The organism is Streptococcus sanguinis, from assembly GCF_050222175.1.
GTDB classification, from domain to species: Bacteria; Bacillota; Bacilli; order Lactobacillales; family Streptococcaceae; genus Streptococcus; species Streptococcus sanguinis_M.
In genome coordinates this window covers 982174-1006961 of record NZ_CP071420.1, presented here as the reverse complement: position 1 = coordinate 1006961, position 24788 = coordinate 982174, and the positions used below count along the sequence as shown (strand labels likewise).

21 protein-coding genes and 2 pseudogenes are annotated in these 24788 nt (G+C 45.4%); 4 read left to right on the top strand and 19 right to left on the bottom strand.

Annotated features, from left to right (window positions below):
- Positions 1-47: 47 nt before the first annotated feature.
- Positions 48-863, top strand: coding sequence for a Cof-type HAD-IIB family hydrolase (locus J1C91_RS05085; RefSeq protein ID WP_002909590.1), 816 nt, complete (start codon positions 48-50; stop codon positions 861-863).
- A gap of 78 nt (positions 864-941) precedes the next feature.
- Here the strand turns inward: J1C91_RS05085 and J1C91_RS05080 are convergent, their stop codons facing one another.
- The 6 genes from J1C91_RS05080 to J1C91_RS05055 form a co-directional block, all read right to left on the bottom strand.
- Positions 942-1307, bottom strand: coding sequence for a TIGR02328 family protein (locus J1C91_RS05080; protein ID WP_002909588.1), 366 nt, complete (start codon positions 1305-1307; stop codon positions 942-944).
- Positions 1308-1358: 51 nt separating this feature from the next.
- A complete protein-coding gene (hemH, locus tag J1C91_RS05075; RefSeq protein WP_002909586.1) occupies positions 1359-2453 on the bottom strand; it encodes a ferrochelatase in 1095 nt (364 codons plus the stop codon).
- Between the two features lie 194 nt (positions 2454-2647).
- Positions 2648-3931 carry a glycosyltransferase gene (locus J1C91_RS05070; RefSeq protein WP_002909585.1) on the bottom strand — a complete coding sequence of 428 codons (1284 nt, stop codon included), beginning with the start codon at positions 3929-3931 and terminating at the stop codon, positions 2648-2650.
- A complete protein-coding gene (locus J1C91_RS05065) occupies positions 3900-4547 on the bottom strand; it encodes a hypothetical protein (RefSeq protein ID WP_002909584.1) in 648 nt (215 codons plus the stop codon). The genes J1C91_RS05070 and J1C91_RS05065 overlap by 32 nt, the downstream gene beginning before the upstream one ends.
- Entirely contained in the window at positions 4540-5682 is a 1143-nt protein-coding gene (locus J1C91_RS05060) for a glycosyltransferase (protein WP_002909583.1), read from the bottom strand. Before J1C91_RS05060 ends, J1C91_RS05065 begins: the two co-directional genes overlap by 8 nt.
- A 2-nt stretch (positions 5683-5684) precedes the next feature.
- Positions 5685-6455 carry an SDR family NAD(P)-dependent oxidoreductase gene (locus tag J1C91_RS05055; protein WP_002909582.1) on the bottom strand — a complete coding sequence of 257 codons (771 nt, stop codon included), beginning with the start codon at positions 6453-6455 and terminating at the stop codon, positions 5685-5687.
- Positions 6456-6593: 138 nt separating this feature from the next.
- Between J1C91_RS05055 and pepT the strand changes: the two genes are divergently transcribed.
- A complete protein-coding gene (gene pepT / locus J1C91_RS05050) occupies positions 6594-7817 on the top strand; it encodes a peptidase T (protein ID WP_002909581.1) in 1224 nt (407 codons plus the stop codon).
- A gap of 44 nt (positions 7818-7861) precedes the next feature.
- Here pepT and J1C91_RS05045 read toward each other — a convergent pair whose 3' ends face one another.
- The 12 genes and pseudogenes from J1C91_RS05045 to J1C91_RS04990 form a co-directional block, all read right to left on the bottom strand.
- The gene (locus J1C91_RS05045; protein ID WP_002909580.1) at positions 7862-8521 is read right to left on the bottom strand and encodes a DUF6572 domain-containing protein; all 660 of its coding nucleotides are present in this window, start codon (positions 8519-8521) and stop codon (positions 7862-7864) included.
- A gap of 120 nt (positions 8522-8641) precedes the next feature.
- Positions 8642-9394 carry a PoNe immunity protein domain-containing protein gene (locus tag J1C91_RS05040; RefSeq protein ID WP_002909579.1) on the bottom strand — a complete coding sequence of 251 codons (753 nt, stop codon included), beginning with the start codon at positions 9392-9394 and terminating at the stop codon, positions 8642-8644.
- A gap of 265 nt (positions 9395-9659) precedes the next feature.
- A pseudogene (locus J1C91_RS05035) lies at positions 9660-10157 on the bottom strand (pneumococcal-type histidine triad protein); the annotation flags it as partial.
- A 621-nt stretch (positions 10158-10778) separates the two neighbouring features.
- Positions 10779-13208 (bottom strand): annotated as a pseudogene (locus J1C91_RS05030) (pneumococcal-type histidine triad protein); the annotation flags it as partial.
- Between the two features lie 9 nt (positions 13209-13217).
- A complete protein-coding gene (locus tag J1C91_RS05025) occupies positions 13218-14156 on the bottom strand; it encodes a metal ABC transporter solute-binding protein, Zn/Mn family (protein WP_125439434.1) in 939 nt (312 codons plus the stop codon).
- A 282-nt stretch (positions 14157-14438) separates the two neighbouring features.
- Positions 14439-17618 carry a carbamoyl-phosphate synthase large subunit gene (gene carB, locus J1C91_RS05020; RefSeq protein ID WP_125439432.1) on the bottom strand — a complete coding sequence of 1060 codons (3180 nt, stop codon included), beginning with the start codon at positions 17616-17618 and terminating at the stop codon, positions 14439-14441.
- Positions 17619-17641: 23 nt separating this feature from the next.
- Positions 17642-18718 carry a carbamoyl phosphate synthase small subunit gene (locus J1C91_RS05015; protein ID WP_185761355.1) on the bottom strand — a complete coding sequence of 359 codons (1077 nt, stop codon included), beginning with the start codon at positions 18716-18718 and terminating at the stop codon, positions 17642-17644.
- A 114-nt stretch (positions 18719-18832) separates the two neighbouring features.
- Positions 18833-19750, bottom strand: coding sequence for an aspartate carbamoyltransferase catalytic subunit (locus J1C91_RS05010; RefSeq protein ID WP_002895276.1), 918 nt, complete (start codon positions 19748-19750; stop codon positions 18833-18835).
- 107 nt (positions 19751-19857) lie between these two features.
- Positions 19858-21141 carry a uracil-xanthine permease family protein gene (locus tag J1C91_RS05005; RefSeq protein WP_049547679.1) on the bottom strand — a complete coding sequence of 428 codons (1284 nt, stop codon included), beginning with the start codon at positions 21139-21141 and terminating at the stop codon, positions 19858-19860.
- Positions 21142-21149: 8 nt separating this feature from the next.
- Positions 21150-21668 (bottom strand): bifunctional pyr operon transcriptional regulator/uracil phosphoribosyltransferase PyrR, encoded by a 519-nt coding sequence (pyrR, locus tag J1C91_RS05000; RefSeq protein WP_002904664.1) that lies wholly within the window; start codon positions 21666-21668, stop codon positions 21150-21152.
- 271 nt (positions 21669-21939) lie between these two features.
- On the bottom strand, positions 21940-22572 hold the full coding sequence (locus J1C91_RS04995) for a Pr6Pr family membrane protein (protein ID WP_002909569.1): 633 nt from the start codon (positions 22570-22572) through the stop codon (positions 21940-21942).
- Positions 22573-22579: 7 nt separating this feature from the next.
- The gene (locus J1C91_RS04990) at positions 22580-22918 is read right to left on the bottom strand and encodes a zinc ribbon domain-containing protein YjdM (protein ID WP_002909568.1); all 339 of its coding nucleotides are present in this window, start codon (positions 22916-22918) and stop codon (positions 22580-22582) included.
- Between the two features lie 273 nt (positions 22919-23191).
- Here J1C91_RS04990 and J1C91_RS04985 point away from each other — a divergent pair, with 273 nt between their 5' ends.
- The gene (locus J1C91_RS04985) at positions 23192-23716 is read left to right on the top strand and encodes an ECF transporter S component (protein ID WP_002909567.1); all 525 of its coding nucleotides are present in this window, start codon (positions 23192-23194) and stop codon (positions 23714-23716) included.
- A gap of 20 nt (positions 23717-23736) precedes the next feature.
- Positions 23737-24267, top strand: a complete 531-nt coding sequence (locus J1C91_RS04980) for a transcription repressor NadR (protein ID WP_002909565.1) — start codon at positions 23737-23739, stop codon at positions 24265-24267.
- 48 nt (positions 24268-24315) lie between these two features.
- On the opposite strand, the gene J1C91_RS04975 is transcribed toward J1C91_RS04980, so the two are convergent.
- On the bottom strand, positions 24316-24783 hold the full coding sequence (locus J1C91_RS04975; protein WP_002909564.1) for an 8-oxo-dGTP diphosphatase: 468 nt from the start codon (positions 24781-24783) through the stop codon (positions 24316-24318).
- Positions 24784-24788: the final 5 nt, after the last annotated feature.

Below are 24788 nucleotides of genomic sequence, written 5' to 3'. Positions count from 1 at the left end.
CTATAAATTATGCTATACTAGTCAGAGAATAATTTTGGAGACACTTTATGATTAAAATTCTTGCACTTGATATGGACGGCACCTTGCTCAACAGCAAAAAAGAAATTCCCCAGGCTCACATCGAAGCTCTGCACCGAGCTATTGAAAAAGGAGTCAAATTGGTTCTTTGCACAGGCCGTCCCTTGGTCGGCGTCAAGCCTTATTATGACAAACTGGGCCTGGCACAAGAAAACGAATATGTCATCGTGGACAATGGCTGCGCCACTCACCAGACCAGCGACTGGAGTCTGGTGGACTGGCAAGAGCTAAGCGGTCAGGATATTCGCTATCTCTATAGCCTGTCTGAAAATAGCCCTGTCCAGCTGACTCTCTTTGATGAAGAGCATTATTTCGTTGTCGGAGAAAAAGCCAGTTCCTATGTCGTGAATGATGCTAGCTTAGTATTCACCACTCCAACCGAGATTAGCCTAGAAGAGGCTTGCAGCGGTCAACACAGAATGTTTCAAGCCATGTTTTTAGGCAGCCAAGAGCAGGTAGATGCTTTTGAAGCCGACTTTGGCCAAGAAATCTGCCAGCGTTTCAGCGGCGTTCGCTCTCAGCCAGTCATTTACGAGGCCATGCCGTCCGGTGTGACCAAAGCCTTTGCCCTAGAGCGATTGGCTAAACAATTGGACGTCAATCCTCAGGAAATCATGGCAATCGGTGATGCTAACAACGATATCGAAATGCTGGAATATGCAGGCCTCGGTGTAGCCATGGGCAATGCTTCAGACCATGTCAAAAGCCTAGCCAATGCCGTCACAGACAGCTGTGAAGAAAATGGGGTTGCTACTGCTATTGAGAAGTTTATTTTGAATTCGTAAAAGTCAAAAAAGAAGAGCAACGTCTCTTCCTTTTTTTGTTCTATAACCTTAATACTATGCCGTCTTGGTACTTGGAAATCAGAAAATTTCTATTCCCTTCTCTTTCAGATTTTCCAAGCATTCTTGCAGATAGGCTGCGTCATGCTCCGGATAAATGGGATGTTCTAGCTCCTCAGCTGGCAACTGCTGGTAAGGTGGACAAGTCTTACCACGATAGTCTTTATCCAGCCAAAGGCTGTCTGGCTGATAGCCCCGCTTTTGCATCTCCTCCATAATCAAGAGATGATAAGCATAGAGGCAATAAGGGCTGTGCTCAAAAACATAGTTGACCGTTGCATGCGGCTTGCCCCACCCTCGTCCTCGTAAGGCTGCGCATTCTCGATGCTGGCCTAAAAGCTGCTGGCGCGGAAGTTTTTCAATCAAATCTTGGTGCCAAAGTCTCACGATTTTCTCCTTCTAGAATGATCTTATAAAGTCATCAACGAATATGAACAATCAACTCTTGGGTAGCTTTCCTGCTTTCTCCAGCATTTTCTTGACAAAATATGGCATCTTAACATTCTCGCGCCCTTTTTTCTCAATCAGCTTCTTGACGAAATCTGGCATTTTCAGCTCTTCAGCCTCTGCAAGAATCTGGCTGCTCTCCTCCGACGGCTGTAATTCATCGAAGGTTTCTTCTTCTGGAAAACATTCTTTGAAGGGTTCATGTTCATGGCGGCGGATAGTTTGAATCAGAGCCTCAATTAAACGGTCGTCTGCATTGGGCATAGGCGGTCTATGATAAGCAACACCCAGATCATTGCAAAGTTCCTTACACTCCACGTCATTGTCAAAAAGAACCTCTATATGCTCACTTATAAAGCTAATCGGCACAAAAATATAATGCTTCGGATGTGTTTCTTGCTGGCGCATGTAGTCCAGCACGTCAGGCTTGATCCAAGGGAGTCCGATGTCACTCTCACTTTGCCAAACGTTGAGATAATCCTCCTCTGTCAAACCCAACCTTGCAGCAATCAAACGGGCATTGTCATAGATCTGATCAATGTAAGGATCTCCGAAATCCAAGGCCAGAATAGGCACACTGTGGGCTGAAAAGAAAATCTTGAAGGTCTCTTCTCCAACCTCTTCTGTAAGAATCTTTCTCAGTTCCTCTGCCCAATAATCAAGAATAGCTTCTTCCTGATACCATTCCTTAATGATATTAAAGCGGATGGAATCACTCTGGATAAACTTCTCATAGCCCATGACAGAATAGTAAGAAAAATGCGGCTCTAGAATCAAACAGATACATTCCTCAATACCATCCTCTTCCATCTGCTCAATCACGTCTGGGATAAAAGGACGTGAGAATTTATTGGCAAAATAAACCGCATACTCGCCAGCCAAACGCTGACGGACCTTTTCCACCTCTTCTAGACTGATACGCTGCAGAGGCGTTCCACCGATGAGGACATAGTTATCATAGAGGGGCTGAATTTCATGGTCTTGCGGCCTGACACCGCGGCGAATATTGGTAAAAAATTCAGCCACTCCCTCAAAGCTAATCTCCTCTGGCGAGCCAAAAGTCATCATTAGAATTGCTTTCTTCATTATCTTTCCTCTTCAGTCACTCCGAGAAAGCCAAGCTGGCTTTCCAACGACTTTCTTGTAATCACTTTCATTTTAACATCTTAAAAAAGACTTGAATAGACCAAAAACCTATTCCTTGAAAAGAATAGGAAAATTTAATAATTCAGACACTTTAATATTAGAAGTATGCTTTAATAGTTTGTTGAGTTTTCCATTTATAAATTAAGCTTGAGCAGGCGCCCCAGCTCTTGATAGAGAATTTCTGTAGGCTCATATTCTTTACTTTGCTGGGCAAGAGTTTTCAACTGAGACCAGTCCGTGCGATCTGTCAATTCCTTAAAAAGCCGCAGAACTTCTGTATCGGTCTTTTTGCGAGAAACCAACCCCACCTGAGCTAGCTCAGCACGAACGGCATTGTCAAACTGGTCATAATCCTGCGGCAAAATGAGACTGGGAATCTCCTGCTCAATACAAGCCATCATGATACCCGTCCCTGCATGGTGAATGGCAAAATCTATCTTGTCCAAGATATCTGTATAAGGCAAATAGTCAAAGAGCAGCAGGTTTTCAGCAAGTCTCTTCGGAGCATTGCCCAAGCCACTAGCTTCACCCAAGGTAACGTAAAATAGGTAATCTGGGTAGAGCTGACTTAGCTTTTTCGCCCGCTCCACCATGCGCTCCTTCTCCCATTTCAAATGAGTGCCGCAAGTCACTAAAACCCGCTTCTTTTCGGTCTCAAAATAAGACTCATGTGCTTCAGGTAGACGATCAAAGGACAGGCATTTGTAGCCAACCCAGCGAAGATGCTTAGGAAAATCATCTCGAAATTCTAGCTCTTTCATGCCCAAAGCCAAGATAGAGTAAGGCGAGTAAATAGCTTCTGTGCCGTCTTCCCGATAGAGTTTAAAATCTTGATAGTCTCCCAAACTCTTCCGGACTAAAGCAAAGGCCATTTTCTTTCCACAACGAATAGCTTGCCTGCCTAAAGCATCTCTGAATTTGTACAAGACACCTTGGTGAGGTTTCCAGCCTCCTAAATAAGTCGGAGTTGTCGTCCGGCACTCAATCGCAACCGGACTCGGAATCGTGGTTATCCAGGGGATGCCAAAGCGATCAGAAATCAGGCCTGCTGGTGAAGCAACAAAATCCGCTATGACCAAATCCGGTTGATCTCCCTCTTTCCAAATTCGATTTAATTCGTCTATAACTTCTGGAATTAGTCTAGAATTGGCTCGAAACTGCTGATAGGTAATCAAAGGATTGCTTTGCTGCGGAGTATTGGCGATATCCTCCATCACCGTCGGTCTTTCTGGAAAGAGGGCCAGACAGTTAAAACCAATTTCCTCTACTAGCTCTTTCTTTTGGCAGCCAGTGATGACCCGAATCCGAAAACGCGAATCCGTCAGCAGATGCTTGACTAAGGTCAAAGTAGGCAGCAGGTGCCCACTAAATGGCACACTAATCACATCAATCTTTATCACTTTTTCTAATCCAGTCATAAACTAATCCTTTCACATCTTCCCTATATTCATAATCAAAATGGTTGCTATCCACCACCACATCAGCTGGATGGCCATCTAGACATCTGCTGTAAATATCCTTCTTTCCCTTAATGACCAGCGAGTCAATATCCTTGCGATTTAGGAGTCTCCGTGAAACAGGCGCCAGCGCAATCACTCTCAGTCTGAAGGGCAGCTTTTCCTCACCCAAATCCTCCAGCCACTGGGTCAGCATATTGAGTCCCGAGCTCTTGCAGATAATGACAGCATCCTCAACATCCAGTAAAGGAGATAAATGCCGCTGCAAAGCCTCCTGAAAGCGAGAATTGTAGAGAGTATGCCAATAGTAACGGATATTGGAAATGGAAGCTGTCAACAAGGAAACTTGGGTTTGTCGCTCATGCTCAAATCCCTGATTAAACGGAAAATTACTGGGCACTACTGAGAAATCTGGTGGACAAATCTGCTCAAGAAACTCAAGCTGTCCTGCAGTCAGACTAGAACTCTCCAAATGACTGCTGCCACTGAGAAAAAGCAAGACCTTGCTAGATTTCAACATGGTTTGGTCTGTCGACAGAGCATCCAACTTATCCAAGTACTGTTTCATCTTACTCATAGCGGATTTTCCCATCCGTCACTCGAATCTTCCTTCCCCGCCAGTTAATCACCCGCGGACTAAGCAAGACATAGAGGAAAAGCCAAGGCAAGACTAGGTCATTCAGGACTTCGTAGAACACCTCATCAGGATGCGGCCGACCGGATAGAATGTGACGACGATAAGCCAGCATCCAAACCGCCTTGACCAAGAGTAAAAGCAAAGCCAGCAGCACAAAAGGCCAGCCAAGAAAGAAACTAATAAGCAAGGCAGGAAGCGGCAGAAAACTAGGCAGAGCAATTAAAATAATAACCTTCCAGTCCAAGTGCTCCTTCAGATAGATAGAGCTAAAAAGCAGCCAACGCTTCATCTGCAACAGATATCGCTTGGCATCCTTGATAGTGGTCCGGACATTACAGGTCACCCGCGTCTGGATAATCTCCACTCCCTTGCTGCGCAGAAAATCCGCTACAGCCAAATCATCACATAGGTAGTCTTTTATAGCACTGAAGAGCTTCTGCTCTCTAGCCAGTTCAAGTGGCAGAACGTAGAACATTCCATTAATCGAGTGGTTGGCTTTGACTTCTGCCATGGTAAAATAGGTAATAAAAGAATTTCCATTGACAAAAGCCGCTACTAGCTTGGACCAGAAATTACTTCGCTCTTGATTATAGGGAATGCCGGTCAAAATAACATTCTCACCTAGATGAGCTGTCAATTCTCCCATTTTTGAAAAATCGATGACGCTGTCGTCGTCGAGAACAATCAGATAAGGCCGAGTCAGCTCATCTATGATCTGCTCAATCTTATAACTCTTAGGATTAATCCCCTGTGGGACATCCTCCATTAGAAAAACGCGAATACGCTGGGCATAAGAAGGATTTTGACAAATCTTGTCAGCCACTCGCTGCGCCTCTGGGTCAGACTGATCAATCAGCCAGTAAAATTCCACTGCTTCTGTCTGCTGGAGATTGGCTAGTAAGTCATTTTCCAAACGAGGGTCACCAGATAGGATGGGCTGAACCACCGTATAAAGCTCCTCTTGAAAGTCCGATGAAGAGCTCTTCCCCTTTTTCAAATAAGTCAAAGACAAAAGCCAACGCAAGATAAAGAGAAGCAGGTAAGCAGCAGCCAGCTGGAAAAAAATAAGTTTCATGATTAAAGCCCCTTTCGTAGATAAGCGCCAATCCAACGGATAATCCATCTTTGCGGAAGTAGCTTCATGAGCCAAGCCAGTAGCCGATATCTCTTGCCCACTATCGCATAAGAACAACCTTGCTGGAGCAGTCCGATGATGCGTCGTGCTGCTATCTTCGGGCTCATTTGCAACTGACTTCCACCTAAAGCATTCTGTAACTCTGGAGGAAAGATGGCAGTCCGAACCGGTCCCAGTATATAAAGACAAACTCTCATTTCAGAGCCTTTGAGGCGCAGCTCTTCTTGCAAGGCTAGACAGTAGGTCTGCAAAGCGGCCTTACTGGCGCTGTAAGCTGCCAGATAAGGATGGGGACAAAGTGCCGCTAGTGATGAAAGCTGGACAAGCCTTACCTTGCAATTGCGCTCCGCAACTTGCTTGATCAGTTGAATCGGTGCTTGGTAATTGACCTGCCAGAGGGCCTTTTCATCTGCTTCTGAAAGAGATAGCGCTGGACCAAAATTAGCCAGACCGCAGCAATTAATCAGTAAATCTGCCTCTAGCTGCTGAGCAAAATCGTCCACAGCAGCCGCATCCAGCAAATCCAAAACTCTGCAGGAAAGCTTGGCCTGAACCCCAGACAAGTCCTCTTGCAACTGAGTGAGTTTAGCTTCATCTCTGCCAACCAAGACCAGCTGGTCTGTCCTTTGAGCCAGTTCTATAGCCAGCTGACGACCTATACCTCCCGAAGCCCCCAAAATCACAGCTTTGCTGATTATTTTTTCCATTTGCATAGATATAGTTTACCAGATTTTGACAAGATATAAAACTAATTGCTAGATTTTGCCTTTATACCCAAGAAACGAAAAACATTTCTCACTCTCTCCTGAATATGCTAAAATAGATTTAAATGAAATGAAAAAGGAGCATTTATGAAATATCCTAATCTTTTAGAGCGTTTCCTGACCTATGTCAAGGTCAACACGCGCTCAGACGAGACATCTACTACTACACCCAGCACCCAGAGTCAAGTGGACTTTGCCAACAAGGTCCTCATTCCTGAAATGAAGAGGGTTGGCTTGGAAAATGTCTACTACCTGCCTAACGGCTTTGCGATTGGAACTCTGCCAGCCAACGACCCTAGCTTTACCCGCAAGATTGGCTTTATTTCCCACATGGATACGGCGGATTTCAACGCGGAAAACATCCAGCCGCAGGTCATTGAGAATTATGACGGTGGAGTGATTCCGCTGGGGCAATCTGGCTTTAACTTAGATCCTGCGGACTTTTCCAGTCTCCATAAATACAAGGGCCAAACCTTAATTACAACTGATGGAACCACTCTTTTGGGAGCAGACGACAAGTCAGGTATTGCTGAAATCATGACTGCTATCGAATACCTGTCTGCCCATCCAGAAATCAAGCATGGAGAAATTCGAGTTGGCTTTGGACCGGATGAGGAAATCGGTATCGGGGCTGATAAGTTTGACGCTGAAGACTTCGATGTGGACTTTGCCTACACAGTGGATGGCGGACCTCTAGGTGAGCTCCAGTACGAAACCTTTAGCGCTGCTGGAGCAGAGCTGACCTTCCAAGGCCTCAATGTCCATCCAGGAACTGCTAAAGACCAGATGGTCAATGCTCTCCAGCTGGCTATTGACTTCCACAACCAGCTGCCAGAAGCCGACCGGCCAGAGAAGACTGAGGGCTACCAAGGCTTCTACCACCTGATGAACCTGATCGGTACTGTCGAAGAAGCTCAAGCTAGCTACATTGTCCGCGACTTTGAGACAGAGGCTTTTGAAAATCGCAAAGCTTCTATGCAGGCCATTGCTGATAAGATGAACCAAGAGCTGGGAAGCGAGCGTGTTATCCTGACCCTCAAAGACCAGTATTACAACATGAAGCAGGTCATTGAAAAGGACATGACACCTATCCATATCGCCAAAGCAGTCATGGAAAGCCTAGACATCCAACCTGCCATCGAGCCTATCCGTGGCGGAACTGACGGCTCTAAAATTTCCTTTATGGGTATCCCGACTCCCAACCTCTTTGCCGGCGGCGAGAACATGCACGGCCGCTTCGAATATGTCAGCCTAGAAACCATGGAACGCGCTGTCGATACCATCATCGGCATTGTTTCCTATCAAGAGTAAAAACGAAACCACAGAACTTCACGAGGAATTTCTGTGGTTTTTTCTCACTCCGGCAATTCTATCTTCAAACTCATATCCGTATTCTGCAATGTCTTCTGAGCAGCAGCTAGAAAAGCTAATCCGTTGTCAGAAGGGGAGTATTGAAAGGTGATATTGATGACTTTTTTATCAAAGTTATCACCGTATCGTGCCACATACTGCTTACTTTCGAGGAAGTAGATATAGTTGTTAATTTTTTCCTGCAGAATTTCCAGATGGACTGCCTCTATTTCTTCCTGCCAGTCAACTGGATCCACTAGAAGAAGCTCCAAATGATTATCAACTGTACCAATAGCATCAAGTTCAGTTGGCTTTAGTTCTGAAGAGATGGCTTGAGTGGCGATTTGTCTAAATTCTTCTGCTGTAAAAAGAGGACGGCTATTTTCAGGATTTTTCAAAATAAAGGAAGGATGATCTTCGATGAAGAGCTTACCAGATTCTTCTCGTGTATACTGTTTTTTAGATTTCCAAAAACCATATTGCGCATAAGTCATCAACTCTTTGCCAGTATGTTCTCCCGACATGTAACTATCTGCAGCTTCTTTGGGAATTTCTCTAATCACTTCTGGGCAGGTAATATTAAAAGTTGGATAACGCAAGAAATACTTATCACCATCTTGACAGATTTCCAACATGTCTTTTTGACTTAAATAAATCGTTTTCATTTTTTATTACCTTTCTCATTCCTCTGTTGATTTTAATTTTGTTTGTTCGTTTTTATAAAGGGTACGGCCATTACTTCTGTAAGCCACTAATTCTATCACTTAAATATCTCTTAGCACACACTAGTCTTTCGCTCCTTCAGCAACCAAATCATAAGGGAAATACGGGACACCTTCCAATTCCTTGTAATCCAAGCCCTTGATTTTGCAAATAGCGCCTGATTCAAAGGACCAATAGCCATAATAATTATCAATATTCCGCTTATGCAAATCATACCAGCCTTCATCTCTGCTTCCCTGATACCATTTTTTCTCCAGATATTCTTTCAGAAGAGCTACGGCATTTTCAGAATTTTCTTCCTCGATGATCTTTCGAGTAAAGCCATAGGGTCTTGGGAAATTATAGTTTATCCGAATCTTCCAATCTGGATGACGATACTGGATTAGATAATCAATCAAATAGTCCTCTGGATCATCCTTTTTGACTAAATCCACCAATTTATCAAAAGTCACTTCGTCAATCTCTAAAAGAATCCCAATGGAAAGGGCATAGATCATTTCATCATATCCTGAATTACTAAACCAAACAGGGAGAAGGCTATCAACAAATTTAAGGTACTCTTCTTTGAATTTCTCAATAGAGTAGCCTGCAGTGTAGGTGGCTATCATATTCTCTTTTTGGCAAACAGAATTATCAAGTTGTACTGATCTGATAACTTTTTCTATCGGACGCTTGTAGGGATTTATACCTTGCTTTAATTTTTCCAATTCTTCAACCAACTCATCAATTGATGAGTTGTTAATTTTAATTAATTCATTAATTTTTTCTTCTATGAATATATTATCTCTTTTCATCATTTTTCCTCTTATTGCCATATAGCGTCTTCTTTTAAGTTAATGAAATTTCAACTTATTCCCAGCCTTATTGATTATTATTCTGATTTTCTTCCTCACGTTGTTTATGAAGGTCCTCAAGAAATTCCTTCTGAACTTGCTTTAGCATACTACTGTTCTCTGTTTATTTTAACACAATATCATGCAAATAAGTATAGGGGTGTCAAAATCAAAAACGAATGATGGTCTTAGACTTGGCTTGATCTTCATCATTCGTTTTATTCTTGTTTTACATCAAAATGTAAGCTTAGCTAATCTGAACAGTTTTCAGTTGGCCGTCAGCTCCTGTAAAGCTGATGCTTCTGCTTGCTACATTATAGCTGAAAGTATCTGGGCTGACACCGTAGAGCTGAGAAAGCTCCTGCAATTTCTGGTTGAATGCTTCCTCTGTCATGCCAAAACTCGCTGCTAAACTTGATTGACCAATTGGGTTTGTTGCTGTCAAAGCTTCTGCTGGTTTGTCAGATTGGTTTTGAGCTGCTTCTCTAGTGGTAGATTCGGAAGGTAGATTGCCATTTTGCGCAGTTTCTGGAGCACTGCTGCTTGATACCTGACCAGAAGCAGGTTGTTCAGCCAGTGCTTTCAGGAAGCCTTTTTGCACCGCATAGGCATCTGCTGCTTGACGCTCGGCTTCTGACAAGTCCTTCTTGTAAATATAGTGCTCGTGATCCAGATGGGCTACCCGATAGCCTTGCTCGTCCGCTCCGACCATATCCTGAAGATTAAAATGATAGCCATCATCGTCCCTATGCTGAGAATCAGAGTCGCTTGACCCCTCAGGATGGACGAGTGACTGCTGGAAGGCCAAGATTTCCTTGAGCAGCTCTTTCTTGTCAGTAGCTCTCTGTCCAAGCTTATCAAAAAGCTGGTCCAGCTGCTGGTATTGCTGCTCACTTCCTTGATTCTTTTCCAAATACTGATGGATAGACATGAGTAGATTATAAAGCTGTTGATAAACTTCCTGATTTTCCGTATTAGCCAGCTCTTCCTTTTGTCCAGCAATAGTCCGGCTCATCTGATCTAAAAGCTTCTGACTTGCTGTCAGCAGAGCTTGCTTGTCTGAGCTGCTGCTCTTTAATTCCTTGCCTAGTTCTAAGATTCTAGCTGCATAGTCTGCTCGGCTGTTTTGGTTCTTTACTTCTCCAAGCAGTTCCTGCGCTTTTCCAAGGAAGACAAGGGCTTGAGCACTCTTCTCACTATCATCCGAGGTTCCAAAATCATCATAAATCCCCTTCAAAAAGTCATAAATCATGGCCTTATAGGTTGGCTGATCTGGCTCTCCCTGATCCAGCTCTGTCTTTTCAGAGGACGGAGAAAGCTGACCGCTAGCAAGGGCAGCTGCAATCTCTTTCTTAGTCTGATAGAGCGCAGGGAAAAGCTGCTGAAGATTGGTCGCTTCTATAAAGGCTTGGGACTTATAGAGTGTCAAGGTCAGCCCAGCCGCTTTTCTGCGCAGCTCAGGGCTCAAGCGCCCATCCTCTAATGCTTGGTAGAAATAACGAATATAATCAACCGCTGTGACGCCTGTCCGATCATGATAATCTTCTAAAGCGGATAATACTTGTCCTAGCTCTGCCATTTCATCTTGATTTTGGCTAGCATAAGCATTTTGCAGACGCTGCAACAAGTCAGCTTTCTTCAGCCCATAGCTATCCGTGTCAAGCCGGTTCATTCTCTCCAAAAGCCCTTGATAGGTCTTGTCTAGCTCGGTCTCTTGGATTGGCTTGACCGTCTGATCCACATGGATAAACTGCTTATCAAAGTTATCCAGACTGCTCAGGTAGCCGGCTGTTGAGTTGCTTGGCAGCTTCTTCATGGTTTCTACAAACTGCCCCAAAGCAAGCTCAATCCGCCGCTGCATAAGAGGATCATCGGCATAGAGACGCTGACTGTCCGCTTTTAGGCTTTCTACTTTTTGCAAAATAGCGGCCTCATCATAATCGCCCTGCTCATACTTAGATTGAATCTGAGGCAGACGATTTTTCAAGGCTTCTGCTGCGCCCTTGGACTGGATTTTGATATAGTGGTTATGGTCGCCATGAGGAATGACAAACTGACCATCTTCCACCTGCAGACTGTAAGGCGAAAGACCTGAGCGCAGGGCTGTTGTATAGAGCTCATTCATGAAGTCCAGCTCTGCATTTCCCGTTACCAGAGGAATGCGAACATGCTCCTTGCGGACAGCATAGGGGTGGATATGTGTCGGATCATAGGCTTGGTCAGGGTTATTAAAGACAAAGAAGGCATTTGAGATGCGAACCGCTTCCTTGGGAACACCATAGGTTTGGCAGATATAAGCAATCTTTTCCTCATCACTGGCATCGCGTGAATAGCGTTCAGCATCATTGACTGCTGCAGACGGTTTTACTGGCTGCTGCTTGGCCAAGACCTGCTCCGCTGCTTGAATCTGTTCAGCAGTCAAGTCTTTCTTGTAAAAGTAATGAGCATGGTCTCCGTGCGATACCATGTAGCCTTGCTCGTCCTTGCCAATGACAGCCTCCGCATGAAAACCATGGTCGTGCTCAGGCTGTGACGGTAGCTGAGGCTTCAAAGCTTGCAGAGGATCTCCTAGCGGCTTGTAAGTATAACCAATAGGAATCAAGCGGGCAATCTTCGCTTCCAAGTCTGATAGCTTGTCATAAGGAATGAAATGATGGTGGTCTCCGTGGGGTATAACGACTCCATTTTCTGTCCGACGGCTGATTTTCAGCGGGTCAAACACCACGCCGTCCCCTTCATGATAGCGCTGAGACTGAGGCAGGGCATAGAGTTGCTGCAGCAGACTTGGCAAGGATGGCTGAGATGGTTGAGACGGTTGGAGCGGATTGGACGGACTCGGTTGCGTAACCGCTAAGCCATGACTTGGCTGCTCAATCTTTGAATGATTTGGCAGCTGTGGAGTCGGATTTGAGACTACTGGTCCACCCTGATTGATAGCACTATTCTGGTTCCAAGTATTGGAAGAAGCAATCGTCCTACTGTAGTTAGGCGGATTCACCCTTCCGCCAGCCCGCCTGCTATTCCAGTAGCTCTGAGCCGCAGCCAATTCTGCCGGCGACAGGTCGCTCTTGGGAATGTAGTGAAAATGCCCGCCATGCGGCACGATAAAAGCATCGCCAGTATCCTCGATGACGTCAGAGGGACTGAACGTATAACCATCATCCGTCCTATATCCCCCTTGGCCTTGATAAGAAACTCCTGCAAGATCTGCGGCTGTCTTTCCCGCAGCTAAGGACTTGCTAGGCTGGCTGAAATCGCGGGTCTTGCTTGATTTTGTAGTGGAAGATTTGCCACTATCGCCTTCTTCCTTGGTCTTATGCAGCTTCTTCTGCCGAGCAATCTCATCCACCGAGCGGACATTACTGGTATGTTTGGCATCCTTGAGGTAGAGATAATACTTCCCCTCCACCTTAATGATATAACCATCCTTGACCTCATTGACAATATCCGCTTCCTGCAGCATGTAGTTAGGATCTCGTATAATCAGCTCTTCGCTGATTATAGCATCAAAAGGCACCTTTCCATCAAAGTAATGATAATGGTCTCCATGGGAAGTGACGTAGCCTTTGTCTGTGATTTTCACGACAATCTGCTCTGCTTCAATACCTTCCTCATCATTGATTTGGTCAGATGTCAAATTTTTATCCGTCTTGTCACCCGAAGTCTTGTCCTCAATATAGGCTACTTTGTTATCTTTGGTCTGAGTTCGAGGTTGAGCTTGCCATTGGATAAGCCCATAAGTTCCGACGCCGAGAGCTAATACAGCTGCTGAAACAAGGAAATATTTCTTTTTCATGATTGTCTTTTATCCTTTCAAATCTTTAGCTAAAACTGCTAGATTTTTTTCTAAATTTTCTAAATAAGATAGTTGATTGGCTGGATCTGATTCCAGAGGATTCAGCTCCTTGATTTGTACACCGGTCGCCTTGACCAAGGTTTGAGCCACTTTGGAAGAAGCATTGCTTTCCACAAAAATGGTCTTGACCTGGTGCTCCTTGACAAAGTCTTCTATCTCTGTCAGCTGGCGCGGACTAGGCTCCTGCTCCGGTGAAATACCTGCAATGCCCAGCTGGGTCAGCCCGAAGCGCTTGGCTAGATAAGAAAAAGCTGTATGCTGGGTTACAAAGGTCTTGTTGGGCACTTTATCAAAAATCTCCTGATAGCGTTCTGTCAGTTTTTTGGCCTCCTCTTGAAATTTGCGGGCATTGGCCTGATAAGTCTCCCGATGCTCGCTATCCAGCTCCGACAGCCTGTCAGCGATAATCTGAGCCTCCTCCGAAGCCTTCTGAGGATCCAACCATGTATGGGGGTCATAGAGCGTCTTCTCATCCACTCCCTGCCCAGCTTGGACATCCTCTAAGCCAGCGACCCGATCCAGTTCCATGCCCTGAGAAGCCTCAAGTACTTGAACCTTAGAATTCTTGAGACTGGGATTCAGCTCACCCGCCCAGGACTCCAAAGTCCGTGAGTGATAAACAAAGATATCTGCATCATAGATGGCTGCCACATCATTGGCTGAAGGCTCAAAATCATGAATACCGCTGCTAGACTGAATCATGCGCACGTCATTCAGATCGCCCGATATAGCCTTGACCATAGAGTAGATAGGATAAAAGCTGGTTACGATCCTCAATCCTTGCGACGGACTAGATGGACTGGATTCCTTTTGAGACTGACAAGCCCCGAGACACAAGGCCAGGGCCAGCAGGCTAAGGCAAGCTGAGAATTTTAAAGTGCGTTTCATAATATCTCCTTAACTTATTATTAACCAGTTTATTAACTGGTTAATATCATACACTTTGTCAACTTCTTTGTCAAGTTGTTTTAAGAAAATAAAGAAAAAGGAAGTAGGATTCTTTCCCACTTCCTCTTTGCTTTTAATTTAATATATTTGAAAGGTTATTTATTATGACTATTCAAGGATAGAATAAGCTTGGACAGATTCTTTTCTCAATGTTTGCTGTATGAGATTACTTTTCAGACTTTGAGACTGTCAAATAACAATCTGGAACTAAAAACTCCAGCTCTATATCGCCTCTGTAGTGAAACTGCGGCTTTCCAGCACCTTCAGCATGGCATCGGCCGTGTCCAAGGCTGTGAAGAGTGGTACTCCATGCTCAATAGCTGAGCTACGGATAATTTGACCATGCTTGTCAGCTGTCCGCTTGGTTCCGACCGTGTTGATAATAGCCTGAACCTTGCCCTTGCGGATATAGGCTGGGATATCCTTGTTATCATCACTGCCGATTTTTTCCACCAGACGGACGTGTAGGCCGTGATTTTCAAAATAAGAGGCTGTTCCCTTTGTTGCCCAGATACCATAGCCAATATTAGCAAAACGCTTAGCCAGCTCTAGGGCTTCTTCCTTGCTATCGTCTGCAATAGTAAAGACGACATTGCCAAAGTTTGGCAGATGGAGATAGGAAGCCTCAAAGGCCTTGTAGAGTGCTTTTTCGAGCGTGCGATCACTGCCCATGACTTCGCCAGTAGACTTCATCTCTGGTCCCAAAAGACTGTCAACCTTCGCCAACTTAGTAAAGGAGAAGACTGGCGCCTTGATATGAACCATGGAACTTTCTGGATGGAGACCATCTTCATAGCCCAGCTCTGCCAAAGTTTCCCCAAGAATCAAACGAGTCGCTACTTGTGCCATTGGAATATCAGTCACCTTGGACAAGAAAGGAACAGTCCGGCTAGCCCGTGGATTGACCTCAATGACATAGACCTGCTCATCTTGGATGACGAACTGAATATTCATCATGCCGATACAGTTCAGTCCTAGAGCCAAACGCTTGGTATAGTCTGCAATGGTATCCTTGACTTTCTGCGATAGGGTTTGCGGCGGATAGGCTGCCATGGAATCTCCTGAGTGAACTCCTGCGCGCTCGATATGCTCCATAATCCCAGGAATCAAGACATGACGGCCATCTGAAATGGCATCCACCTCGCACTCATCCCCAACAATGTAAGAATCAACCAAAACTGGATGGTCTGGACTGGCCTTAACCGCTGTCCGCATATAAGAGCGTAGATCTGCTTCGTTTTCTACGATTTCCATGGCACGGCCACCCAAGACATAGGAAGGCCGCACCAGAACAGGGAAGCCAATCTTACGGGCTGCTTCTATTGCTTCCTCTTCATTAGTAGCTGTCTGACCTGGCGGCTGCGGAATATCCAGCTCCTTCAGCGCCTGCTCAAAGAGATCCCGATCTTCAGCTCGATCCAAGTCCGCTACTTGGGTGCCTAAAATCTTAACACCTGCCTTGGACAGTGGCTCTGCCAGATTAATGGCTGTCTGTCCGCCAAACTGAACGATAACACCTTTAGGCTGCTCCAACTCAATGACATTCATGACATCTTCAAAGGTCAGCGGCTCAAAGTAGAGCTTATCAGAGACAGAAAAGTCAGTCGATACAGTCTCCGGATTGCTGTTCATGATAATCGCTTCATAACCAGCTGCCTGAATAGCCTTTACAGAATGAACGGTCGCATAGTCAAACTCAACCCCTTGCCCGATTCGGATAGGACCTGAGCCCAGCACCAGAACAGATTCCTTACTGGATTTGACAGATTCGTTTTCAAAGCCATAGGTAGAGTAGAAATAAGGCGTCGCAGACTCGAACTCAGCAGCACAGGTATCCACCATCTTGTAAACCGGTACAATCTTCTGCTCCTGCCGGATGCGACGCACCTGCTCGGTTGTCATGTCCCACAAGGATGCAATCTTAGTATCCGCAAAGCCATTTTGCTTGGCTTTCTTAAGGACATAGCTATCTCCGATATGACTAGCCAGTTCCTGCTCAATTTCGTAAATATGGAGCAGTTTATCCAGGAAAAAGACATCAATCTTGGTCAGCTCGGCAATTTCATCCGGACTGTAACCACGGCGAATAGCCTCTGAGATATAGAAAAGCCGGTCATCTTGCGCCTTGACAATCTTCCTCATCAGCTCGTCATCGCTTACTTGACTGAGAGCAGGCAACTCGTTGTGGTCCACACCAACTTCTAAAGAGCGACAGGCCTTGAGCAGACTCTCCTCGATATTGCGACCGATAGCCATGACTTCGCCCGTCGCCTTCATCTGGGTTCCCAGACGACGCTCACCCTGCTCAAATTTATCAAATGGAAAGCGTGGAATTTTAGCGACCACATAGTCCAGAGCCGGCTCAAACATAGCATAGGTAGAGCCTGTTACCGGATTGATGATTTCATCCAATGTAAGCCCGACTGCGATTTTCGCCGCCAGCTTGGCAATCGGATAGCCAGTCGCCTTAGAGGCTAGGGCTGATGAGCGGGAAACCCGCGGATTGACCTCGATGACATAGTATTTGAAACTATGCGGGTCCAGAGCCAGCTGTACATTACAGCCCCCCTCAATCTTCAGCGCTCGAATAATCTTGAGACTGGCGTCCCGCAGCATCTGGTATTCATAGTCTGAGATAGTCTGACTAGGCGCAAAGACGATTGAATCCCCTGTGTGAATGCCGACTGGGTCAAAGTTTTCCATATTACAGACGACTAGCGCATTGTCGGCGCCATCCCGCATGACTTCGTATTCGATTTCCTTAAAGCCCGCTATAGATCGCTCGATTAGACACTGAGTAACAGGAGAAAGTTTGAGGCCGTTTTCTGCGATTTCCTGCAGCTCTTCTTCATTGCTACAGATACCGCCGCCAGTTCCTCCCAGTGTAAAAGCCGGACGGACAATGACTGGATAGCCGATGCCAGCCGCAAATTCCAGCGCTTCATCCACTGTATTGACAATTTCTGACTCAGGGATGGGCTGGCCAAGTTCTTCCATCAGCTGCTTGAAGAGATCCCGGTCTTCCGCTTGGTCAATGGCCGATAACTTGGTCCCTAAGAGTTCCACTCCCAGCTCTTCTAAAAGCCCTGACTTGGATAATTCCATGGCCATATTGAGTCCGGTCTGGCCACCCAGAGTAGGCAGAAGAGCATCCGGCCGCTCCTTGCGCAAAATCCTCGCAACAAACTCCAGCGTGATAGGCTCGATATAAACTCGGTCTGCAATTTCCTTGTCCGTCATAATGGTCGCTGGGTTAGAATTAACCAAGACAACACTGTAGCCCTCTTCTTTCAAGGACAGGCAAGCCTGAGTCCCAGCATAGTCAAACTCCGCAGCCTGACCGATAACGATAGGACCAGAACCGATGACCATAATTTTCTGAATATCTTTACGTTTTGGCATAGTGCACCTCTCAATCTTGCTTCCTAGTAAGCCTGATGGGCATCCATCATTTCCATAAACTCATCAAAGAGATAGTCTGCATCATGCGGTCCCGGCGCAGCATCCGGGTGGAACTGCACAGAAAAGGCAGGATAATCCCGATGGCGCACACCTTCGACAGACTTATCATTAATTTCTTCATGAGTCACAATCAGGCATTCCGGCAAATCCTCACGGCTGACGGCATAGCCGTGATTTTGACTGGTAAAGTCAACTCGGCCTGTCGCAATCTCGCGTACCGCATGATTGAAGCCACGATGGCCGAACTTCATCTTATGCGTCTTAGCACCGTTAGCCATGGAGAAGAGCTGATGCCCCATACAGATTCCGAAAATTGGAATTTTGCCCTGAACACCACGAATCATGTCCAGAGCCTCCGGCACATCTTCTGGATTGCCCGGTCCATTGGACAGCATGACGCCGTCAGGATTGAGCTGGAGAATTTCCTCAGCGCTGGTATCATAAGGTACTACTGTCACGCTGCAGTTACGCTTGGCTAACTCCCGCAGGATAGAGTGCTTGAGACCAAAGTCCACCAATACCACGCTGCGACCCGTTCCCGGAGCTGGATAGGACTGCTTGGTAGACACCTGCTTGATGTTATCAGTCGGCAGAACTGTAGCCTGCAGCTGGTCTTGCAAATGCTCAATGCTATCCTCTGCATTGGCAATGGTTGCCCGCATGGTTCCATGCTGGCGGATAATCTTGGTTAGTGCCCTTGTATCAATTCCCGAAATGCCTGGTATCTTCTTGATTTTGAGGAACTCATCCAAAGACAATTGCTGGCGCCAGTTACTGGCACGACGAGCATACTCATAGACCACCACTCCCTTACAGGTCGGCAGAATAGATTCATAGTCGTCCCGGTTGACACCATAATTTCCCACCAAAGGATAGGTAAAGGTCAAAATCTGGCCGTTATAAGACTGATCTGTAATCGATTCCTGATAGCCAGTCATGCCTGTGTTAAAGACGATTTCGCCTGTCACGAAAAGATCCGCTCCAAAAGCTTCCCCATCGAAAATCATGCCATTTTCTAATATTAAAAGTCTCTTTGCCATTGTTCCCTCCTGTCCAAGATGCAGACCGCCCATGACCATCCACATAAGATATATAATAATAGGGAGTGGGATTGCTTTACATAGCCTCACCCACTCCCGGCCTACTGTCCGAGATTATTGACGGCCTTTCAGAACTGCTTCGATAATAGCCATTCTGACAAAGACGCCGTTGGTCATTTGTTCAACGATACGCGATTTTGGTGCTTCGACCAGATGATCCGCAATTTCTACATCACGGTTAACTGGAGCCGGATGCATGAGAATCGCTGTATCTTTCATGCGGTCATACCGCTCTTGAGTCAGCCCATGCAGTCTGTGGTAATTTTCTTTAGAAAAGATGGACTCGTAGTCATGACGCTCATGCTGCACGCGCAGGAACATCATGACATCCACTTCTTCAATCACCTCATCAATGGTGACAAACTTACCATAGTCCGCAAACTCTTGGCTCCGCCATTCTTCCGGACCTGCAAAGTAGAGCTCTGCACCCAAGCGCTTGAGAATTTGCATATTTGACTTAGCCACACGCGAATGGTCCAAGTCACCAGCAATCGCAACCTTAAGTCCTTCAAAGCGACCAAACTCTTGATAAATGGTCATCAAATCCAGCAAGCTTTGGCTAGGATGCTGACCAGAACCGTCTCCTCCGTTAACGATGGAAGTCGTAATGGTCGGGCTTTCCACTAGCTCTTTGTAATAGTCCACTTCTGGGTGGCGAATGACACAGACATCAACGCCTAGGGCAGACATTGTCAGTATAGTGTCATACAAGGTTTCTCCTTTATTGACCGAGCTGGTCTTGACATCAAAGTCCAGAAGATCGCAGCCTAACTTCAACTCTGCTACCTCAAAGGCCTTGTGGGTACGAGTCGAAGGTTCAAAAAAGAGGTTAGACACGATATGCTGCTCATCATAATGGACTTTAGCGCCATTTTTAAATTCGATTCCGCGTTTAATCAAGGCCATAACTTCTTCATTTGACAGAGTTTCCATAGAAACAAGGTTCTTAAGAGCGATTTGATTGGATGACATGATGTAATTCTCCTTTATGAAAGAATGAGGGCTTCCAGAGTGCTGCAAGTAAAGTCGCTCTGAGAGCAAGCTATTTTTGAACAAAAGTTAATGATTTATCGCCTAGCTCAATCCTTGGGCTCAGGCAGGACAAGATAGAGGACAATTCCCAGAATAGTTGATAAGGCAACTCCTGAGATTTGCAGACCAGACAGCTGCAAGGTCAGACCCCCGATACCAGATACCAAGATGACACTGGCAATCAAGAGATTCTTTTTATTGTCAAAGTTGGTCTGTGCCTCAATCAGAATCTTGAGACCGCTCGAAGCAATTACCCCAAAGAGGGCGATGGAAATACCACCCAGCACAGGACTCGGGATGGATTGGAGCAGGGCTGAGACCTTTCCCACAAAGCTCATGACAATAGCCAGTACTGCTGCACCTGCAATGACATAGACACTGTAGATTTTATTGAGCGCCATGACTCCGATATTCTCTCCGTAGCTAGTCACTGGCGGTGCTCCGAAAAGCCCTGCAATAATCTGAGCCAGACCATCTCCAGTCAAAGTCTTGTCTAGACCCGGATCCTTGAAGAAGTCCTTGCCTGTCAGACTATTCAGAACCATAACATGACCGAAATGCTCTGTCATAGTTACAAAGGCGATAGGCGCCATAGTCAAGATTGCGCTTGGGTAAAATTTCACATCATAGTCCAAGAAAGGCAGACTCATAGGCGGAAGGTGGAACCAAGATGCTTCTCCTACCTTGGCAAAAGACACAATTTCCTGCCCAGTCACAGCCCCTAGAATCAAGCTAAAGATGTAGCCGACTATCAAGCCCAGCAAGACTGGGATGATTCCCACAATCTTCTTACCATAAATATTAAAGAGGATGACTGCCAAGAGAGTAACCATACCGATAATGAAGTAGGTCAAATCATAAACCTTTTCGCCATTAGCTACAGTCTTGTTCATCACATCGCTAACAGCTGTCCCAGCCAAGCTCAGACCGATGACCATGATGATGGGGCCAACTACTACTGGCGGCAACACCTTATCAATCCAAGCATTGCCAGCAAACTTAACAATCAGTGCTACAATAAAGTAGACCAAACCACCAGTGATGGCTCCCTGTGCAACCGCTCCGATACCATCTGTCTTCATCAGCATCTGCATGGCTGCAATATAAGCAAAGCTGGATCCCATGTAAGCCGGAATCTTGTACTTGGTAACAGTCAGATGGGCCAGTGTCCCCAGACCGCTGGAAAAGAGGGCCACCGCTGGGTCAATCCCCACCAGAATCGGTACCAAGACTGTCGCCCCAAACATGGCGAACAAGTGCTGAAAGGATAGTCCTAAAAGCAAACCTGGCTTTGGCATATCATGCACATCATACTTAACATCTTGACTCATTTAGCTTATTACTCCCCCATAATCAACACGCGATCTTGACCGTCAGTTTCGGTCATCTCAACGATAATCTCCTCAGTTTGGCTAGTCGGAATGTTCTTGCCGACATAGTCTGCCCGAATGGGCAGTTCGCGGTGACCACGGTCTACCAAGACAGCCAGACCAACCCGAGAAGGCCGTCCATGACTGACCAGATTGTCAATAGCCGCTCGAATGGTTCGTCCTGTGTAAAGAACATCATCGATCAGGATTACTTGACGGTCGGTAATATCTACTGGAATCACTGTCGTATCTTCCTCAACCTTGATATCATCGCGAAAAGGCTTGGTGTCTACTTCCGCGACTGGAATATCGATATTCTCCAACTGAGCCAACCGCTTCTGAATGCGGTGTGCCAAGTGAACCCCGCGGGTCTTAATGCCAGCCAAGACTACTTGGTTCAAGTCCTTGTTGCGCTCGATGATTTCATAGGTAATCCGCGTAATCGCACGGTTCATGGTGATGTCATCGACAACTTCTTTTGTTTTCATTCTTTCCTCCTCAAACAACAGAAAAAGTCTCCTTATTACAAGGAGACTTCAGAAAAATCTAGTCAGGCAAGCTAAAACAAGACGCACTTGCTTACACTCCACCCATCTTTTTACTTGCTCCTTGTCTATCTCTCTGGATAGAATTAAAGGATTATTTAATTTTTTATACTATATCACAAATTCAAAACTATTTCAAGAAAAAAATTATATTTTTTCAGCTTGACTGGGTAAGGATTAGTGAAATCTATTTTTCATCTACAGTAACATGTCTCTAAGAAGTCTTCTTCTTTGAGAAAGAGATGGATTTTATCCCGTAAAAGACAAAACCAAAGATCAGGTAGGCTACAAAAATAATCAGACACATCTGGATGACATAGGGCCAGCCTTTCTTAAAGACATTGAGGAAAAAGTAGGGAAATGGATTGTCCTTGGATCTTGGAATATCTATTTTCAAGAAAAAGCCATTAAAGAGAGCAAAGGCCATATAGACCAAAGGCACACTTGTCCAAGAAATCGGATCAAACCAACGGTACTGGCGCGATTTGTCAAAGATTACTGTATCCAGAAGAAACGCCAAGGGTACTATATAATGACATAAAAAATTCTCTAGGCGGTAAAAATCTGTCGCAATTGGGGCTAGCAAGAGGTGATAAACGACACAAGTAATCATGATGGACATGGTTACCCCGCCCTTGATTCTCAAGATTTTCGGTGCCTTCCAAGCATCGCCAGGTCTCATCATCAGATAGACAAGATAGCCCGTAAAGAGCAGGACCAAGAGATTGGACAAAACCGTATAGTACATGAGCATGCCCGCGCCATACTTAGTGATTTCCAGATACACACCTAGAAAGGCGAGAATAAAAAGAATAATTCGATAAATTAAGATAAAACGACGATTCATAGAGACCTCAAATTTTCTTAACAAACTCTGACTTGAGCTTCATCGCACCGAAGCCGTCAATCTTACAGTCGATATTATGGTCGCCTTCTACAATGCGGATATTTTTCACGCGCGTTCCTTGCTTGAGATCCTTAGGTGCTCCTTTGACCTTCAGGTCCTTAATCAAGGTAACTGTATCTCCATCAGCCAGCTTATTGCCATTAACATCAATTGCAACTGGTCCTTCTTCTGCTTCTTGAACTTCAGCTGGATTCCACTCATAGGCGCACTCTGGGCAGACCAAGAGCGTTCCATCTTCGTAGACATACTCCGAATTACATTTGGGGCAGTTTGGTAAGTTGTTCATTTTTTCTCCATTTCTAGTCAAGGCTGCTAAATTCCATACCAGCCTTCTCTATATGATTAAGCTCTTCTTTCATTTTTCAAGTCCAGCAGAACACTAATCAATGTGAAGGTCAACTAAATCCTAAAAATCTAGTTTGCTCCTATTTCCACACCTTTCTAGTATAAGCTATTTTAAGGATTTTGACAAATCTCTTTTAGGATTTCCTACAGGTCTTGACCTTTCTGCAAAAACAGTGTACTATACTAATGTATATACAGATAAAAAGGAGTCACTATGAAACCAAAATCTAAAAATCAGTTTATGACGCTGACCGCTTTTTTGACTGCACTAGCTATTGTTATCCCGCTAGTTATGCCGATTAAAATTGTCATTCCGCCCGCTTCCTTCACCTTAGCCAGTCATGTCGCTATCTTTTTGGCTATGTTTATCTCCCCTCTCATGACGGTGATTGTCGTGATTGGCTCCACTATTGGATTTTTTATGTCCGGACTTCCTTTTATCATCACGCTCAGAGCCCTATCCCACTTGCTCTTTGCTAGCATCGGCGCTCTTTATCTGCAAAAACACCCGGACACACTGGACAGCCAGAAGAAGACTTGGATATTTAATTTCCTACTAGCCTTGATTCATGCCTTTGGCGAAGTGGTCGTCTGCATCCTCTTTTACACAACGTCTGCCTATCCTGCTAATGCTTTCTATATCTTATTTGGTCTGGTTGGACTTGGTACGGTCATTCATAGCATGGTCGACTTTGTCATTGCTAAGTTCATCTATCAAGCTCTGAAAAAGATTCGCTAGAGCTTGAAGATTCCTGACTTTTGGTTTACAATGAAGCTATGACCAAGCAAAGACGAGAAGAACTATTAGACCTTTTGAAAACATCATCTACTGCCCTCAATGGCCAGTCACTGGCGGAGCATTTCCATGTGACCAGACAGATTATCGTACAAGATATTGCACTCTTGCGGGCTGATGATGCCCCCATCCTCTCAACTAATCGTGGCTATCTTTACAAAGACGGCCAAGAAAATACTGCTGTTCATCAGCTCTTCAAGGTTAAGCATGGGGCTGAGGATATGGAGGACGAGCTGCTGGCTATCGTGGATAATGGCGGCCGCGTACAGACTATTTTGATTGAGCATCCGGTTTACGGCGAAATCCAGACTTACTTGAAGCTGACCTGCCGCCGAGATGTCCAGCATTTTCTCCAACAGGTCGCATCCTGTGCCTTTCGCCCCTTATCTGAGCTGACAGATGGAGTCCACTATCACCTAGTACAAGCCGACTCCCAGCAGGATTTGGACTATGTAGAGTCCGCCTTGAGAGACCTAGGATTTTTACAGGAATGAATAGGAAGAAAGAAAAAGACTGATTAGGCCCCAACCTAATCAGTCTTTTTAATACATACTCTTGCGCCAACCACCTGCTATGCGCTCGTGATAGTAATATTCGGATAATTCCTCATCTTCCATCATACGTAGTAGTTCCAGCATATCGTAAGCCAAGTCCAGCTGTGGCAGGCTATCCTTGTCTACCCAAGAAATCTCGCCCTCTTCAGTCGAGTGAATCTGACCAGAAAATTCGGTCGCTTTGTAACAAAAGACAATGTAGCGAACCCCTTCATCCGTATGCCAGTTCTTTACCCCAACCAGTTTTGGATGAGCAATAGTCAAACCTGTTTCCTCTAAAATCTCTCGGACAACCGCATCATGGAGAGACTCACCCTTCTCAATATGCCCACCAGGAAAAGCATATCCAGACCAGTGATTTCGTTCAGGGGAACGGTATTGGACCAGGACTTTACCTCGCGACACATCTTCAACAAGGCAGATGTTTGTTAGGATTGTTTCTTGGGAACGGGACATAAATT

Bases quoted from the DNA above. Each gene is read 5' to 3' on its own strand.
- J1C91_RS05015 (WP_185761355.1), bottom strand. From the start codon at position 18,718: ATGGCAAAGAGACTTTTAATATTAGAAAATGGCATGATTTTCGATGGG.
- carB (WP_125439432.1), bottom strand. From the start codon at position 17,618: ATGCCAAAACGTAAAGATATTCAGAAAATTATGGTCATCGGTTCTGGT.
- J1C91_RS05065 (WP_002909584.1), bottom strand. From the start codon at position 4,547: ATGAGTAAGATGAAACAGTACTTGGATAAGTTGGATGCTCTGTCGACA.
- J1C91_RS04985 (WP_002909567.1), top strand. From the start codon at position 23,192: ATGAAACCAAAATCTAAAAATCAGTTTATGACGCTGACCGCTTTTTTG.
- J1C91_RS05025 (WP_125439434.1), bottom strand. From the start codon at position 14,156: ATGAAACGCACTTTAAAATTCTCAGCTTGCCTTAGCCTGCTGGCCCTG.
- J1C91_RS04975 (WP_002909564.1), bottom strand. From the start codon at position 24,783: ATGTCCCGTTCCCAAGAAACAATCCTAACAAACATCTGCCTTGTTGAA.
- J1C91_RS05070 (WP_002909585.1), bottom strand. From the start codon at position 3,931: ATGACTGGATTAGAAAAAGTGATAAAGATTGATGTGATTAGTGTGCCA.
- pepT (WP_002909581.1), top strand. From the start codon at position 6,594: ATGAAATATCCTAATCTTTTAGAGCGTTTCCTGACCTATGTCAAGGTC.
- J1C91_RS05010 (WP_002895276.1), bottom strand. From the start codon at position 19,750: ATGTCATCCAATCAAATCGCTCTTAAGAACCTTGTTTCTATGGAAACT.
- J1C91_RS05060 (WP_002909583.1), bottom strand. From the start codon at position 5,682: ATGAAACTTATTTTTTTCCAGCTGGCTGCTGCTTACCTGCTTCTCTTT.
- J1C91_RS05055 (WP_002909582.1), bottom strand. From the start codon at position 6,455: ATGCAAATGGAAAAAATAATCAGCAAAGCTGTGATTTTGGGGGCTTCG.
- J1C91_RS04990 (WP_002909568.1), bottom strand. From the start codon at position 22,918: ATGAACAACTTACCAAACTGCCCCAAATGTAATTCGGAGTATGTCTAC.
- J1C91_RS05040 (WP_002909579.1), bottom strand. From the start codon at position 9,394: ATGGCAATAAGAGGAAAAATGATGAAAAGAGATAATATATTCATAGAA.
- J1C91_RS05045 (WP_002909580.1), bottom strand. From the start codon at position 8,521: ATGAAAACGATTTATTTAAGTCAAAAAGACATGTTGGAAATCTGTCAA.
- pyrR (WP_002904664.1), bottom strand. From the start codon at position 21,668: ATGAAAACAAAAGAAGTTGTCGATGACATCACCATGAACCGTGCGATT.
- J1C91_RS04995 (WP_002909569.1), bottom strand. From the start codon at position 22,572: ATGAATCGTCGTTTTATCTTAATTTATCGAATTATTCTTTTTATTCTC.
- hemH (WP_002909586.1), bottom strand. From the start codon at position 2,453: ATGAAGAAAGCAATTCTAATGATGACTTTTGGCTCGCCAGAGGAGATT.
- J1C91_RS05085 (WP_002909590.1), top strand. From the start codon at position 48: ATGATTAAAATTCTTGCACTTGATATGGACGGCACCTTGCTCAACAGC.
- J1C91_RS05005 (WP_049547679.1), bottom strand. From the start codon at position 21,141: ATGAGTCAAGATGTTAAGTATGATGTGCATGATATGCCAAAGCCAGGT.